Source organism: Vibrio sp. QJM3NY_15 (genome assembly GCF_057785995.1).
Window position 1 is genome coordinate 664,016 of record NZ_CM173518.1, and the last position, 15,226, is coordinate 679,241.

12 protein-coding genes are annotated in these 15,226 nt (G+C 46.5%); 1 reads left to right on the forward strand and 11 read right to left on the reverse strand.

Translation table 11 applies throughout. The features are described from left to right. Window positions 1–6 precede the first annotated feature (6 nt). On the forward strand, window positions 7–1,095 hold the full coding sequence (locus AC3CKG_RS19420; protein WP_488529836.1) for an alkene reductase: 1,089 nt from the start codon (window positions 7–9) through the stop codon (window positions 1,093–1,095). Between the two features lie 297 nt (window positions 1,096–1,392). Here the strand turns inward: AC3CKG_RS19420 and rlmJ are convergent, their stop codons facing one another. The 11 genes from rlmJ to AC3CKG_RS19475 form a co-directional block, all read right to left on the reverse strand. Beyond that, window positions 1,393–2,259: a 23S rRNA (adenine(2030)-N(6))-methyltransferase RlmJ gene (rlmJ, locus tag AC3CKG_RS19425; protein ID WP_488529837.1), complete on the reverse strand. Its 867-nt coding sequence runs from the start codon at window positions 2,257–2,259 to the stop codon at window positions 1,393–1,395. Between the two features lie 201 nt (window positions 2,260–2,460). Further along, the gene (gene secF, locus AC3CKG_RS19430) at window positions 2,461–3,384 is read right to left on the reverse strand and encodes a protein translocase subunit SecF (protein WP_017108000.1); all 924 of its coding nucleotides are present in this window, start codon (window positions 3,382–3,384) and stop codon (window positions 2,461–2,463) included. Window positions 3,385–3,386: 2 nt separating this feature from the next. Next, complete coding sequence (secD, locus tag AC3CKG_RS19435; RefSeq protein ID WP_102344428.1) at window positions 3,387–5,186, reverse strand: protein translocase subunit SecD; 1,800 nt, start codon at window positions 5,184–5,186, stop codon at window positions 3,387–3,389. Between the two features lie 273 nt (window positions 5,187–5,459). Further along, the gene (locus AC3CKG_RS19440) at window positions 5,460–5,924 is read right to left on the reverse strand and encodes a hypothetical protein (protein WP_029235766.1); all 465 of its coding nucleotides are present in this window, start codon (window positions 5,922–5,924) and stop codon (window positions 5,460–5,462) included. A gap of 272 nt (window positions 5,925–6,196) precedes the next feature. Further along, the gene (locus AC3CKG_RS19445) at window positions 6,197–8,965 is read right to left on the reverse strand and encodes a M16 family metallopeptidase (protein ID WP_488529838.1); all 2,769 of its coding nucleotides are present in this window, start codon (window positions 8,963–8,965) and stop codon (window positions 6,197–6,199) included. A 192-nt stretch (window positions 8,966–9,157) separates the two neighbouring features. Further along, window positions 9,158–9,988 (reverse strand): LytR/AlgR family response regulator transcription factor, encoded by an 831-nt coding sequence (locus AC3CKG_RS19450; protein WP_488529839.1) that lies wholly within the window; start codon window positions 9,986–9,988, stop codon window positions 9,158–9,160. A 72-nt stretch (window positions 9,989–10,060) separates the two neighbouring features. Further along, entirely contained in the window at window positions 10,061–11,095 is a 1,035-nt protein-coding gene (locus tag AC3CKG_RS19455) for a sensor histidine kinase (RefSeq protein ID WP_488529840.1), read from the reverse strand. Further along, complete coding sequence (locus AC3CKG_RS19460) at window positions 11,095–12,387, reverse strand: hypothetical protein (RefSeq protein WP_488529841.1); 1,293 nt, start codon at window positions 12,385–12,387, stop codon at window positions 11,095–11,097. The genes AC3CKG_RS19455 and AC3CKG_RS19460 overlap by 1 nt, the downstream gene beginning before the upstream one ends. A 9-nt stretch (window positions 12,388–12,396) precedes the next feature. Continuing rightward, window positions 12,397–13,179, reverse strand: a complete 783-nt coding sequence (locus tag AC3CKG_RS19465; protein WP_488529842.1) for an outer membrane lipoprotein-sorting protein — start codon at window positions 13,177–13,179, stop codon at window positions 12,397–12,399. Then, window positions 13,172–14,470 carry an FtsX-like permease family protein gene (locus tag AC3CKG_RS19470; RefSeq protein ID WP_372160447.1) on the reverse strand — a complete coding sequence of 433 codons (1,299 nt, stop codon included), beginning with the start codon at window positions 14,468–14,470 and terminating at the stop codon, window positions 13,172–13,174. Before AC3CKG_RS19470 ends, AC3CKG_RS19465 begins: the two co-directional genes overlap by 8 nt. Next, window positions 14,458–15,156: an ATP-binding cassette domain-containing protein gene (locus AC3CKG_RS19475; RefSeq protein WP_372160446.1), complete on the reverse strand. Its 699-nt coding sequence runs from the start codon at window positions 15,154–15,156 to the stop codon at window positions 14,458–14,460. Before AC3CKG_RS19475 ends, AC3CKG_RS19470 begins: the two co-directional genes overlap by 13 nt. Between the last annotated feature and the right edge of the window lie 70 nt (window positions 15,157–15,226).

Consider the following 15,226-nt stretch of genomic DNA (forward strand, 5'->3'; position numbering starts at 1 on the left):
AATACCATGAGCAAATTATTCGAAACAGCAGAACTCAAAGATCTAGAACTACAAAACCGTGTGGTTATGGCGCCCATGACACGCGCTCGTACAAGCCAACCTGGAAACGTGCCAAACGACATGATGGCTACATACTACCAACAACGTGCCAGTGCAGGGCTAATCATCACTGAAGCGACACAAATCTCAGATGACTCTCAAGGGTACTCATTCACTCCCGGCGTTTACACAAGCGAACAAGTAAAAGGCTGGCAAAGTGTCACCTCTGCTGCTAAAGAACAAGGCGCAGCGATATTCTGCCAACTATGGCATGTGGGGCGCGTGTCTCATCCAACCTTTCAAAAAGGTGAACTGCCAATCGCGCCTTCGGCACTGGCTCCGGTAGAAACTCAGGTTTGGATTTCTGATGAGAATGGAAACGGCAACATGGTGGATTGCATTCAACCAAGAGAAATGACCCAAGCCGATATCGATCGTGTGGTTCAAAATTTTGCTGAATCAGCAAAAAAAGCGGTCGAGGCAGGCTTCAATGGCGTGGAAATCCACGGAGGTAATGGCTACCTCATCGATCAATTTCTAAGAACCAATTCGAACAAGCGTACCGACAACTATGGTGGCAGTCGCGAGAACCGACTTCGTTTTCTAATCGAAGTAGTGGATGCAGTGATTGATGCGATTGGTGCCGATAAGGTGGGCGTGCGTTTAGCCCCGTTCATCACCTTCAAAGACATGAACTGCCCAGACATCGTGCCAACGATTTTAGAAGCTTCAAAGGCGCTACAAGCACGTGACATCGCTTACCTGCATCTATCAGAAGCAGATTGGGATGACGCTCCAGTTATCCCTGAAAGCTTCCGTGTAGAGCTAAGAGAACTGTTTTCCAACACCATCATCGTCGCTGGCAGTTACACACCAGAACGCGCCGAAGAAGTGTTAAGCAAAGGCTACGCTGACCTTGTCGCATTTGGTCGCCCATTTGTAGCAAACCCAGATCTCGTATCACGCCTACAAAACGGCAGTGAACTATCCGATCTTGACGGCGCCACTCTGTTCGGCGGCAACGAAAAAGGCTATACCGATTATCCAGCGTTGTAGTTGGTTTTGAAGTGCTAACAATGCCTTAAGTTTTCCTTCAGGCAAAAGAAAGGCTCGCATGACTAGTGCGAGCCTTATGCAGTTTAGGGGGTAAACCACAATCTGATATTAATTAGGGGTAATTATTTAACTTATGAGCCAGTATGCACCTGTGCGCATTGATATTCTATTTTTAAATGATTCACAGCCATTAATCAATCGATAAAAGTTAGCGTTTGGTCAATTTAAACCACAATAGTTACAGTGATTTAGTGAACAGCGTCTAGAAATTCACCACAAACCCCATATAAATCAGATTTATAGACTTCTCATTTGCCAATAACTCTCACCATTAGTTGCGAGCTGACTGTGTAAATAATCAAGCGTATCAGCAACCTGTCCGGCAATGCCTTGGGGTGGGTTAAATAACAACAAACCACTTCCGATCAGGCGATCGTCACCCTTGGGATCTCGAAGACGAAGCTCCGATTTAATCGGACTTGGCAGCAAGCCATCTTTTACCGCTGTTACACAGTGGTTCAGAATCAGTGAGCTCTTGTCGTCCGTATAAAGTGGGTACCAAATCAAGGCAGATACCTTCTCAGATTGTTGATACGCCTTAACCAAGGCATCAATCACCGCAAGATATTCAGAATCGGTTTCATAGGGTGGGTCGATAACGATCAGGTGATGATTATCGTGCTTAGCTACATCATCAGGCAGCGCTTTAAGCCCATCGCCTGCGGTAATAGTGAGCTTGCTTGAGACATCAAGATCGCGTTGCAGCTTCTCAATGTTGGTTTGCAATAGGTCGGCTTCGTCTTGCTGGATGTCTGAAAAATAGAAGCTGTCTTGGCTGCGACCTTGTTGATATGCGATGGCAGCAGAACCGGGATACAAAGAGATAAGCTGATTCGGATTGTAGTATTCCAGCACCGACATAAAAGAGCTGAATGCCGACGGAAGATAAGCCTTGTTGTGCCACAAGTACCCGACCCCTTCCGCAAACTCGCCCGCGTGATTGCTTGGTGCTGTTGTGAGGTCGTAACATCCTGTACCTGAGTGCGTGTCGATAACATTGAGGCGTGAGTGTTGCTGCATTAATGATTTAACCAGTGCACTTAAAACTGGATGCTTGAGTGCATCCCCATGGTCGCCTACATGACATTGATGTCGATATTCCATTCCCTTACCTCATTTCTACTGACGTCATCTAAACATACTTCATATCATTGGGGCTTGCCTATTCAATCCATCATTTTTTGAAATAGCTTCTCTTTTCGCTAACTGTCTGACTCTTATAAAAAATAAAGCCCCTCGTTTTGTTATAAACGAAGGGCTTTATTGAAGTTACTGACTAAATCGTCTTGTGAACGAATAGATAACCTAAGGGTACTCACCCTCAACTTCTACTGGCGCTTTCACTTGGTAGTGACAAGGCTGTAGACCAAGTAGCTTAGGCAGTGTGATGCCGACAGAAACAGAAGACCACGTACCGCTGACAATGCCGACAACCAATGCAATAGCAAAACCTTGCAGCGCAGCGCCACCAAGTAGCCAAAGCGCAGATACGGTGATTAAAGTTGTTCCTGAAGTCACCATAGTGCGTGAGAAGGTCGCTTTAACCGATTCATTGAGCAGGTTATCCGTATCGCCGTTTGGATTGCCGCGCAGCATTTCACGCACACGGTCGGCAATGATGATCGAGTCATTCAATGAATAACCGAGAATCGCTAGCACGGCCGCCAATACAGTCAGGTTGAACTCAAACTGAGTAAAAGCGAACAAACCTAAGATAAGCGTCACGTCGTAAATGATTGCAGCAAGAGCACCAAGTGCCAAACGCCATTCAAATCGTACACTCAGGTACAGCATGATCATTAGGAAACACACCAATACCGCCAAGCCACCTTGGTCAACCATGTCTTGACCCACTTGAGGGCCAACTACACTGCTGTTAAGCACTTTTACTTGATCACTCACCGATGACAAAGCATCCACTAAGTTTGGCTGTGGCGCGTCTGTCAGTTGGCTGTAACGAATCGTCCAGCGATCTTGTTCTGCCATACCAACCACTTGAACGTCTTGTTGGAAAGCCGTATCAAGTTTGGTTTTTAACGCATCTTTGGTTACTTGATCAGAGAGCTGAACCTCGGCAACCACACCGCCAGTAAAGTCCAAGCCCCAGTTAAAACCTTTCACTGCCACCAGCATCACAGAGCTCATGAACAGCACAATAGAAATCACAGACATCACCTTACGAAGGCGAGTCATGCTGCTGTTTGAAATAGTCATATTTGAAATACTCATGCTTAAATTCTTACATCGTGGCGTTGGTCACGCCCCCAAACCAAATTGATGATCGCTCGTGAAGCAAATATGCCCGTGAACATACTGGTTAGAAGACCTAAGCCCAGTGTCAGAGCGAAGCCCTGAATCGGTCCATTACCAATGGTGTATAGCGCCACAGCAACAATCATGGTGGTGACGTTGGCATCGAAAATAGAAGAGAACGCACTGTCAAAACCACGGTCGATGGAGCTAGCAAAGCTGCGGCCTTCTTTCATCTTGTCTCGAATACGTTCGAAGATAAGCACGTTAGTATCCACCGCCATACCGACGGTCAGTACCAAACCTGCAATACCTGGCAGAGTTAAGACGGCACCCGGTAGCAAGGCAATCAAACCAAACAATGTGGTCATGTTAACCACCAATGCAGCGTTCGCAACCCAACCAAGGCGGCGATACCACAGCGCCATAAACGTTAGAGTCAGACCAAGGCCAAGCGCCAAAGCAGCAAAACCGTTGGTTACGTTTTCCGCACCCAAAGACGGGCCAATGGTACGTTCTTCAATGATGGTCACAGGCGCAGTCAATGAACCCGCACGCAGTAGCAACGCAAGCTCTTGCGCTTCAGCCAAGCTGCCTGCGCCAGTAATTCTGAAGCGGCTACCCAGTTGAGACTGGATGTTTGCCACACTGATCACTTCACTGTCTTGCTTGCTGTTGCCCGCTCTGTCACGACTGTACTCGCTGTACACAGTTGCCATTGGCTTACCGATGTTATGACGTGAGAACTCAGACATTTTCTTACCACCAGAAGAATCTAGGGTAATGTTTACTTCTGCACTGCCCATCTCACCAATGCCACTACGAGCATCGATAATGTGTTCACCGCTCAGTACTGCTTTGCGAGCGACAACGACACGGTTGCCATCTGTATCTTTTAGCGTTTGAGTATTGCGCGTTGCATTGTCGTACACCGAATAGAACGCCAATGAAGCCGTAGCGCCGATAACATCTTTCGCGGCTGCTGGGTCTTGTACACCCGGCAATTCAATACGAATACGGCTTTCGCCTTGGCGTTGAATCGATGCTTCTGTGATGCCTAATTCTTCAATACGGCTGCGCATTATTTGCAGGTTTTGTTGAACTGTTAGGTTGCGTAGCGTTCTTTGCTCTTCTTCAGACTGAGTTAACGTCAGTGACTTATCTGAACGATCACGTAGCCAATGTGGGAATTCTTCACGAATCAGCTTTTGTGCTTTTTCGAAATCGGCGTCGGTACGGAAATCAAACTGAACTTGGTTGTTCACCACTTTACCGCGTGCATAACGCACCTGACTGGTCACCTCGTCGACCATCGCTTGAGCTTGTGCGTGGTAAACCGGTTCCATGTCCACTTCTAATAAGAACTGCACACCACCACGTAAATCAAGACCTAACTGAATCGGTGCAAAGCCCATGTCAGTCAGCCATTTAGGTGCTGCTGGCTCCATCGCTAGCGCAACCGTCGCGTTGTCGAGGAAGCGCTCATTAAGTACTTCTTTGGCTTTCGCTTGTTGCTCAGCGTCTTCTAAAATGACCACTAAACGTTTGTCTTTTTGAAAGGCTGATTTGGCTTGAATGCCTTCGCTAGCAAGATATTGCGTCACTTGAGTGGCGTCGATCGTCTGCTCAGAACGGTTACTGATTTGAACCGAGGCGTCTTCGCCAAACCAAGAAGGTAGAGCGCTTAGAATCATGATGATGATGGTGGCAATAAGCACCACGTATTTCCACTTTGAGTAGTGGTTAATTTGTTTTCTTGGAATGCGTTTTTTCACAGTCAAGATCTCTCCTTTTTACCAATCACCGTAAACACGTGCTCAAAAATAGCGCCGGGAAAAAGCAGTGATCGAGCGTTTTAACCAGCTAGGATGGCCAGTTATTTACTGCGATTGGTATAACTAATGTTTTGCGAACACGAACGACAACTAGTCACAACCAAAACAAGCTGATTGAGTCATAGTGAGGCTAATAATTGTGTGTCGCTATATTGGGTTAATTGGCAAGTTCAACGGGCACGAGGCGACCATCGATACGACCAATTGAGGGTCAAACGATTAGCTAAGAAGTTCTCGGAAATGCGAGTATTGAATGTTGCCCTCTTTCCACCCAGAAAGCCGGGAAGACGGAGAACTCACAATGCTGGTCCAGTGCTGCTTGGAATCCAACAACGGCGTGTTGAAAAGCAGAGAAGCCAGTATTGAAGGGGGAGAGAAGTCGATCAGTAGATGATACGCAGGCTCAAGGTCGGCCACGCTTTCTTGCTCATTGCTGAGCATACGTCGAAAGGCTGTCGCTTGAAGACTCGATTCAGTGTCGTGATAGTTGGAACTATCATCTAATGACGTGGTGCCAAACTGAACCTTATCGCACTCTAAATAGGCCGACGGATTATCCGCAGTTGCCTGTTTACAAAGATTAGTCTGCGAAGATTGCTCTTGAGCCGAATGAATTTGAAATGGCTTAGAAGGAAACGAATAGCCGTTAGAATTCACTAAGCCAAAGCTCAGTAAAAACAACATTAAGACTAATCGGGTACCCAGTTTAAGCAATCTAATATCCAAACAACATTCTCGTAGATCGTCAATCTACAATACAAATGAAACGCTGTCTTGATTTAAAACATTTTTTTAGAAAATGATTCGATGCAACCGATTAAGCACCCTCGCAATTTAGATTTACATAGATCTAAAACGGCTTCACAACAGGTAATGGATAGATGTTATGAATGGTGGAAAAACAAGAAAGCCAAGCGGTGCTCGCTTGGCTTTGGGTTAAGTGTTTTTTTTTAGCTTTAGGCTTTAGGACGCATGATGTTCTTAACCTTACGGCTATTTTCACCAAAGATACTTTGCACTAGCGCATTCATCTCTTCTACAGAGACCGATCTCGCCACTCGTTCTACTTGAGACAAAGCTTCGATACCGTAGCCATGGAGCAGATAACGAGACACATACCACGCTTGGTCGATAGAGCTCTTCTCTAGAGGCGCGAAATCAGCTTCGAACTGTTTCACTACCGCTCGCATTTCCTCTTCAGAGACACCTTGCAGAAGGTCAGTAATCACCTTATCGATCGCCACTTCGACTTGATCAACGTTCTCCGGCGCTACCATCGCCCCGATAACCCACTCATAACTCGGTTCGCTATCTAACAACTTTGCATACGTATATGGCGAGTAATCTAAGCTCAACTCTTCACGAATATAAGTGTCTAAACGAGCCGCCAGCAAACGTTGCAGTAAGTCTTCCATGAAAACATCTTTTGCCGACATTTTAACTTCAATACTAGGCTCAGAGATAACTCTTAGGACGTACTCTGCGCTATTCACATTGTTGATCGCCAAATCAATGCGTGATTCAGTTGGCTGCTTGTAAGCCACCTTAAAGTCAGGAACCTCGGCTTTTTCTAATGGAATCGAAGCCAAGTATTGCTGAACCAAAGGCTTTAATTCACTTGGGTCGATATCACCCACAATCACCAATTGGTTATGTCTCAATTGACCAAACAGTTGCTGATGAAGATGACTAAGATCTTCCACAGAAACCGCTTCAACACGCTCTTTATCAACAAGATGATGACCACTTTCCTGACGATAAATATTGTGGTTTACCGCTCGTTCAAATTGGCCAACAGGGCTGCTCAAGAAAGATTCTCGACCTTGTACAAACTCCTGCTTCACTGCCTCTAATTGCTCGGGAACAATTTTAGGCGCAGTGATGAAGGTATACAGCGCAGCAAACGTATCTTTAAGCCCATCTTTATTAATATTAAATTCAATCCCATGGCGGGTGTTGCCAATAAAGGAATCGGCTCGAATATCTTCACGGTCAAAATACGCTAAAAGCTCAGAACCCGTAAATTCACCAACACCACTTCGAGCGAAGGTAGGTAACGCAACCTCAACGGCTGGGTATAAGCTTGGATCCAAAGCGGCTCTTCCACCGAGGCTCATGTACATCACACCAACATCATCACCTGCAAGATAATCGCGCAGATACCACATGTCGATACCATTGCTTAGCGTCCACTTTTGGATGTATGGGTCTACGGACATTTGTTCAGCAAGCACAACCTCGCCTTGCGAACTAGGTACAGCAAAGGCACTTGCTGTTCCAATCGTAAGCGGTGGAACTCCCGCCTCGCTATACGTGGCTTTTAAACTATCTAGAGAGTTGATGATCGCTGTTCTGTCTTCGGAGTCATCCATACCAATAACAAGGAAGTAATCATCAGAAAGTAGATTTTTGATGTTGTCGTTAATCACTTCAAGGCTCAAGTTAGCAATGAAGGCTTCCAAACTGACTTGGTAGTCTTTCTGTGATTGGACAATTCGATCAGTGACTAACGCTCTCGCTTTGTAGCTCGCATGTTCAACGCTGTCCATTTTATCCCAGTCATGCTCGATGTTATCCAGCAAGTCTTGGTAGTAGTGCTGCTCGCCAACAATATCCGTTTCCGAAACGCCAAAATCACGCAATGATGCCAATGTAGAAAGCAGATCTTGTTGGATCACTTCACGACCGCCAGCCGGAAACCCAACACTTATTGATGAATAATTCAGAGAGCCCATTTGATAGTTATCAGACGCTATCCATTGAGTTGGTAGTGCTGCATCATTGAATACAGCTTCTAATCGTTGTCGAATCAATTGTTGAGCGGTTTCATCCAACCAGCGTTGATGTTGCTGAGCATGATTTTCAACTCGATTTAAACCTCGGTTAAACGTCAGAGTGATGCTTGGCGCTTCTCTTCCTGCGTACTCAACATAATCATCTTCATTGAACGAGGTCACTTTCTGTTTTTCTGGTCTCGGCGTGTCGCCACGCTCCCAGTTCGAAAACTTTTCTTCAATGAGTGGAATCACGGTTTTGATATCCACATCACCAGAAACGACCAGTTCAACTATTTGAGGTTGATACCAAGTCTGATAAAAGTTGCTAATGCCTTGAGGAGTAGCATTCACAATCGACGATTTAGTGCCTAATGCATCCTGCGATTCATACGGGCCGCCTTCAATGAAGTGGTCAAAGAATTTCTCTCCGAATGACTTATCATCGAGGCGAGCCATACGAAACTCGCCAAGAACCACGCCTTTTTCTTTTTCAACTTCTGAACTTGATAGATCCAGACCGTCACCAATGTCTCGCATCCACGTCAGGGCAGACTGCAATTGGATGTTATCTGGCAAATCTAACTGGTATACCGTCTCTTCATAAGAGGTGTAAGCATTAATATCAGCACCAAAGCTAGCGCCTGCATCTTCAAATAAGCGAATCACGTCATTTTCAGAGAAATTTTTACTGCCATTGAATGCCATGTGCTCCAAAAAGTGCGCATAACCTTCTTGTTGGTCAGTCTCTTGGAACGAACCCGCGTGCACAACTAAACGAACAGATACGGATTCTTCATGATCTGGATAAACATGGTAGGTAAGGCCATTTTCTAGCTGGCCTGATGTCCATGCCGGATCCGGCTGGATTGGAGTTTCGGTGGTTTTTGATGTTGAGCTACAGCCAACTAAGGTGAGGCATACTGCCGCCGCTAAATAATATGTTTTCATAACAACCTCTTAATGTCATTCACCGACAATATACAGATTGAGTTAATGATTATTATTTAATATTTAACTCGATGAATACCTTTGTGATCTAGATCTTCATTTTATAAATCACCATGCGATATGTAAGATCGGCTGTGTTCATTTAAAGTGGCGTTTTAATAAGCGCCTAATGCATCCCTTTAAGCTTGTTTGCTACATACCTTTAAATAGCGCTTGCGAGGCGCGGCTGATAGGTAGTTTCTCGCCGGAAACATAAGCCGACATCTGACCTGAGAGCCCTTTCTTCACCTTATCAATGGCCGAGACTTTCACCACCACTGAGCGGTGGATCTGCCAAAACTCATCAGGATTGAGTTGGGCGATCAGCTCTTTTAATGATACGCGAAGAATGAACTCTTCTAGCGAACCTCCTTGACCCTTCTTAAATATAGACACGTACTTGTCTTCTGCTTTGAAGTAAGCCACATCATCGACGGCGATTAGGTGAATGTCTTCCCCAACACTGGCTTTGAGCCACGTGAGATATTGAGCTTGAACTTGCTGTGACGTCGATTGTGATAACTGCTGAAGTTGACTCATTAACGCCGTGATATCGGGCTGTTCTGGCGTAATACCTGATTGTGTTTGATTGCTCGACAGACGCGCTTGAACCTTCTGACATGTGGCGAGTAGACGCTCTTCGTTGATGGGTTTCAGCAGGTAATCCATCGCATTGTGTTCAAAGGCTTTAACTGCGTATTCGTCATAAGCCGTAATGAACACAATCAATGGCGGCGAATCTAGCTTGTTGAGTTGTTTCGCAAGCGAGATCCCATCCAGCTCCGGCATACGAATATCAAGAAAGACCACATCAGGTTCAAGCTGCTGAATACTCTGCATCGCCTCCAAACCGTTTTGTGCCTTACCTACGATCTCTAGCTCCGGCCAAACCTCAGCCAAGCTCTTGTCTAAGTGATGCCTTAACAGTGCTTCATCGTCTGCGATAATCGCCGTTACGCTCGGCTGTATTGCTGGGTTGTTCATGGTTAATCCTTTAAATTCACACTGTAAATCGTCTATTTTTCGTCACTGTTCTGTACTTTCTGGTGTGTCGTTCTAGACAACTGCGTCAGTCAGCGGTAACAAGATCGTCGAGACTACCCCGCCCTCAGTTTGTTCAGTAATCGTTAGGCTCGCCTTATCACCATAAAGGGTTTCGATTCTTTGACGGATATTGCTTAACCCAACACCATGCCCCGTATTCGCAGAGGGTGTCTTCAACCCAGCACCACTGTCTGACACTTCAATCTTCAACTGCTCTGCTTGTTGAGTAATACGAACATTCACTTGGCCACCAGCGGCTTTAGGCTCAATACCGTGCGTGAGTGCATTCTCGACCAAAGGTTGAATCAAGAAGGGCGGAATCACCTGTAAATCGCTAATCTCGTGTGTTTCAATCGAGAACGCTAAGCGCTCACCCAGACGTATCTTTTGAATATTAAGATAAGCGTCTAACAAGTCGACCTCTTGTGCGATGGTCGATTGCTCGGTGCGGCTGTTTTTCAAAGTCACACGTAACAAGTCGGTGAGTTTTTCGAGCATCAACTTAGCTTTCTCGCTATCACTCTCAATCAACACATTGATGGTCGCAAGTGTGTTGAACAAGAAGTGCGGTTCAATTTGGCTTTGCAGTTGCTTAAGCTGACTCAGCACCACCACCTTCTCTTGATCGGCCTGACGACGCTTGGCCACCTCCAATTCGTTATCAGCGCGTAGTTGTTGCTCTCGGGTATAGAAATAGTAATAACAAACCGAACAGAAGATCACACCGAGCAAGACTACGGATTTAAGGTCAGAGATATTGGCTCCAAAATATCCGTTCAACCAATAGTGCGCGTTCAAGGTACCAAAGGTCATCGCGATCACCATTGAGATACCCACTTCAAGCGTTCGGGATGTCCTCTTGAACAACTTCACTAAGATGAAAGAAGAACCCACTGCGCTGTAACCAAAGCCAAAACTGATCGCGAGGTTAACCACAAGGTCTCCGCCCCAAATCGTTTGAGTGGTGATGGCAATGACGAAACAAAACAGAGTGGTCAGCGTGAAGCTCTTAATCCATGAAAACTGACTGTTTGAAGAAGTGCTCATTAAAATCGTCCTTTGATATTTAAAAGAATCATATGACTATCGGGTAAGTTGGCGTAAGCAGAATCACTTTTACCGCCTAGAAAGCGTGCAGCAAGTTCCAAATCCAACGATGAATGGCCATTATCTAAAGCCTGATAGTTGAGCCACTGGGTAGCAATAAAGCCGCCGTCTTGAGGAGACAACATGACGTCGAATGTCGGCGTGATATCTTCGAGCCAGCCATGTGTCGAATCCAAAGACCAGTGAAACATGATGTTGTGTTGAACCAAATTAGCGTGTTGATAACCTTGAGCGTAAGAACCAGCCAGTGAAGCTTTCATCGGATTAACCGACAAAGACTCGGCACTTTCTATGGCACTTTGCCACTCAGAATTGCTCCAAGCGCGGCTATCAAACCAGTATTCCAAGACTACATTGTGCCCCGTGTCATTGGCCCATGTTAATCCGGCTAACGCTTGATAAGCTTCGCCCTGCTCTTCAAGATAAACCGGTTTAAGCATTGAATCAGGCTGACTGTAGCCAAGGCTTTGTCGCTGATAAACCATCGAACCATGAAACTCCCAAGCGAGGTTTAATACCGAAACTAAACTCGCCCCAAGCAAGCCGTGACGTACATCGTCGTAATAAGCGACCCACTGATACTCGTGATCACCTACAAGATTGTAACGACGTACCCCAAAGCCTTGTTGCTGATTCTGCTTTTCGAATTCATTCACGTCTTGGGAAGTCCATGATGAGTCGCTGTAAAGCAGTGTCCATTCGCCCGTCATATCGAACAGTGACGCCGATGCCACACCCGCGCCCTCTTCTGCCACAATACCCACAGGATTTTGGCGATAAGGTTTGATGATGTCTAACGGTCGGTAGCCATAACCCACGCCCCAATCCAAACGAACCTTGCCAAGTGTGACATCGAGGTAATGGTCACCTATTACTGAATTCGACAGCTCAACACCACCTTGCCAAAACAACTCACGCACAATGAATTCAGACTCAAAGCTCGCGTCTTGTTGTGGAGGATTGTTGCTCAGAATATCGTTGGCTTTCACTGCGAACAGACCAAGCCAATTACCATATCCAACCTCTAGATCCAGCAAGCCATTTAAAGACTGACGATTATCAGACGCTAAAGGGCTGAATGGCGACTCTCTCGATTCAACCGACTCAGCGCTAAGTTGCCAGTCCCACGCCAAGCTCAGATCGTCCGCCTCAACCGTGTTACTCACACAAGACAAGGCAAGCAAAGTAGCGATTGAAGACTTGATGTGGAATCGGCGATTGGAAGCTTTCATGACGTCCACCTACAGACCAGATACGCTGTTACGCGATAAATAAGCAGGGTTGTAATATTTGTCTTCCAAGCTTTTCTCAATCACTTCGCGGTACTCAATCACGGTTTTCTTGCTTGGTTGAATCTTATCGAGCAAGGTCATCGACACAACGGTTGGTAATCCATCTCGCACGCCTTCGGTAAACCACGCTTGCTTCGCCAGTTTACCTGAACGCAGATACATATCCGCTTTAACTGGAAACGCTCGGTCTACCGTTAACCACAGATCAATCGATTGATAGCTGGCACCCTTGGTTTTCGCCGCGAGCTTTAAGTGATGGGTATCGAGTGTCTCGCCAGTCGGCATCTCAACCTGTTGCTCAGCAACCCACTCACCTTGATAATCTTCACTCCACGTCAGCGTCGAGATATCCCCTACCGAGGCTTCACCTAATAGCTTTTGCATCGGTGTGATACGAATTGGTCGGCGAGATTTCGGCATCAACAACCAATAGTTATCTTCTATCATCAGCATCTTTTGACCTGCCTCAACGGCTGATTTAAAGACCACTAATGACTCTCGATTTGGTCTTGTGTAGACGTTGTATTCGCGGGTTTTGTCCAGTTGCTCGTCTTGATATAGCGCCACCAGAGAAACCACTTTAGACGCCTGTTCGCTGTTCAAGCGATAGCTATCCGCCTTCGCGATCATCTCCGTGACTTGTTGTGAATCGACTGCCCAACTTGGTGTCGATACTAGACCCAAAGCCAACACAGAACCTAAAATAGTGAGTGAACGAGTAAATTTATACATAAACCAGCGCCTCCGTGATTGGCTTATTCACGCCTTTGCGAGCAGAGAAATAAGCTGCCAGCAAACATATCGTCAGCACACCTAAAGTAGCGTAACCAACCAATTCTAATGAGAAGTAAATGTTGAGAGGGTAACCTTCGGTTCGACCCGGAGGTGGTGGCATTTGTATATCAACCACCAGCAATAACACCGACACTAAGCCACTCACTAACGCGCCAATCGCACTGCCAATCACAGCCAGCAATCCCGCCTCTTTTAAGAAGCCTGCCACGATTTCAGAAGGGTAACTGCCGAGTGCTGACAATGTGCCGATTTCACGAGTGCGTTCGGTCACCGACATGGTCATGGTGTTAAACAGCGACACGAACACCACCAATGCCATCACAGCACCCATGATGCCGAAGATCCGGTCGTAAAGGTCTTTAACCTTGGTGTAGAAAAACGCGCGATCTTGCCATGGGGTGATCTCTATCTTTGTGCCTTGTTCGCTTTGGCTCGCGCTATTTCGATCTAAAGCAGTTTGGATACGCTGTTGTACGGTCGAAGTCTTGCTTGTTTCAAATAGGAACACCGATAAAGTGCTGACTTTTTCTGAGGCCAAAAGCTCTTGCGCGGTCGTAATATGAACATACAGCTGACGCTTATCCAGCTCAGGCACGCCCGTCGAGTAGATGCCCTGCACCTTAAAATCAAAGGCATTCAAAGCGCCATCACTGGTGGTGGCAAGCAGTGTCACCCAATCACCAACGGCAACTTTGAGGTTACGAGCAAGGTCGGTTCCCAGCATCACTTGTGGCTCTTGGCTGTCGTATCTTGGGGATTTCACATCCGACAGGGTTTGACCGCTGCGCACATCAAGGAATGGTCCTTTCATATCGAACTCACGCTCATTGACGCCCGTTCCCATAAAAATAGTCGACTTGCTGCCGTTAGACACCAAGCCGCTGAAGTAGACTCGTGGTTGAACGCCACGCACATCACTGTCACCAATAATGCTCTTGGTTAGGGCTTGAACGTTGTCCAGACCATTGCTCAGCGGCATGTCTTCGTCTTGTTCAAAGTAACCCGGCGTACTCAAAGTAAGATGACCAGTATCTCGAGCGGTCGATTCTCTCAAAGATTCGTAGGTGTAAAGCCCGTAGCCTCCTGCCGACGTCAGCGCAAATACAGCAATCGCGATGATCAATACCGAAAGTAGACTGCGTCGACCATTTCTTAATAAGTTAAGCCACGCCAAACGCACCGAGGTTGGAAGTAAAAACGTGCTCATTCTTTGTGTTAACTTGCCCATGAGATCGCCTCCGTGGTTGCATCTTGTGACGCCAGTTGACCGTCTATAAGTTCAATGACTCGATCGCAGCGCTGTGCCATTCTCGGGTCGTGCGTTGCGACAAGAAAAGTCGTGCCCATTTCGTGGCCGAGCTCTTTCATAATGTCGATCACTAGGTTAGCGGTGTGACTGTCTAGGCTTGCGGTCGGCTCATCGGCAATCACTAGGCTTGGGTTGTGAATCAACGCTCTGGCTATCGCGACACGTTGTTGCTGGCCGCCTGAAAGATTGTCTGGGCGATGATGTACATATTCACCTAGCCCAACACGCTCTAACATATGTTGTGCTCTGCTCTGCTGTTCTTGTTTCGAGCATTGGTTCAACATCAATGGATAAGCGACGTTCTCAAGCGCCGTCATCACAGGAACCAGATTGAAACGCTGAAATACAAAACCCAACGACTGACGACGAAAACGTGCAGCAGCGATTTGCTCTGTTGGATACGGCTGGCCATCAATATTGATCTGCCCTCGATAGTCCATATCCAACAAACCAAGAACATTCAAAAGTGTACTTTTTCCAGACCCAGACGGCCCACACAAGGCCACCATTTCACCGCGTTGGATGTGTCCATCGACCCCGTTTAATGCATCAACACGTTGACCGCCAGTCACATACGCTTTGCCGATACCTTTAAATTCAATCATTTCGTTGTCCTCTGATTACCCATCATTCTTAAGCGTTCGCAGTTGTTAATGAGCTTTAGTAAACCGCTAT

Coding starts and splice junctions, on each gene's coding strand:
- AC3CKG_RS19420 (WP_488529836.1), top strand. CDS start 7: ATGAGCAAATTATTCGAAACAGCAGAACTCAAAGATCTAGAACTACAA.
- rlmJ (WP_488529837.1), bottom strand. CDS start 2,259: ATGGAATATCGACATCAATGTCATGTAGGCGACCATGGGGATGCACTC.
- secF (WP_017108000.1), bottom strand. CDS start 3,384: ATGAGTATTTCAAATATGACTATTTCAAACAGCAGCATGACTCGCCTT.
- AC3CKG_RS19440 (WP_029235766.1), bottom strand. CDS start 5,924: ATGTTGTTTTTACTGAGCTTTGGCTTAGTGAATTCTAACGGCTATTCG.
- AC3CKG_RS19445 (WP_488529838.1), bottom strand. CDS start 8,965: ATGAAAACATATTATTTAGCGGCGGCAGTATGCCTCACCTTAGTTGGC.
- AC3CKG_RS19450 (WP_488529839.1), bottom strand. CDS start 9,988: ATGAACAACCCAGCAATACAGCCGAGCGTAACGGCGATTATCGCAGAC.
- AC3CKG_RS19455 (WP_488529840.1), bottom strand. CDS start 11,095: ATGAGCACTTCTTCAAACAGTCAGTTTTCATGGATTAAGAGCTTCACG.
- AC3CKG_RS19460 (WP_488529841.1), bottom strand. CDS start 12,387: ATGAAAGCTTCCAATCGCCGATTCCACATCAAGTCTTCAATCGCTACT.
- AC3CKG_RS19465 (WP_488529842.1), bottom strand. CDS start 13,179: ATGTATAAATTTACTCGTTCACTCACTATTTTAGGTTCTGTGTTGGCT.
- AC3CKG_RS19470 (WP_372160447.1), bottom strand. CDS start 14,470: ATGGGCAAGTTAACACAAAGAATGAGCACGTTTTTACTTCCAACCTCG.
- AC3CKG_RS19475 (WP_372160446.1), bottom strand. CDS start 15,156: ATGATTGAATTTAAAGGTATCGGCAAAGCGTATGTGACTGGCGGTCAA.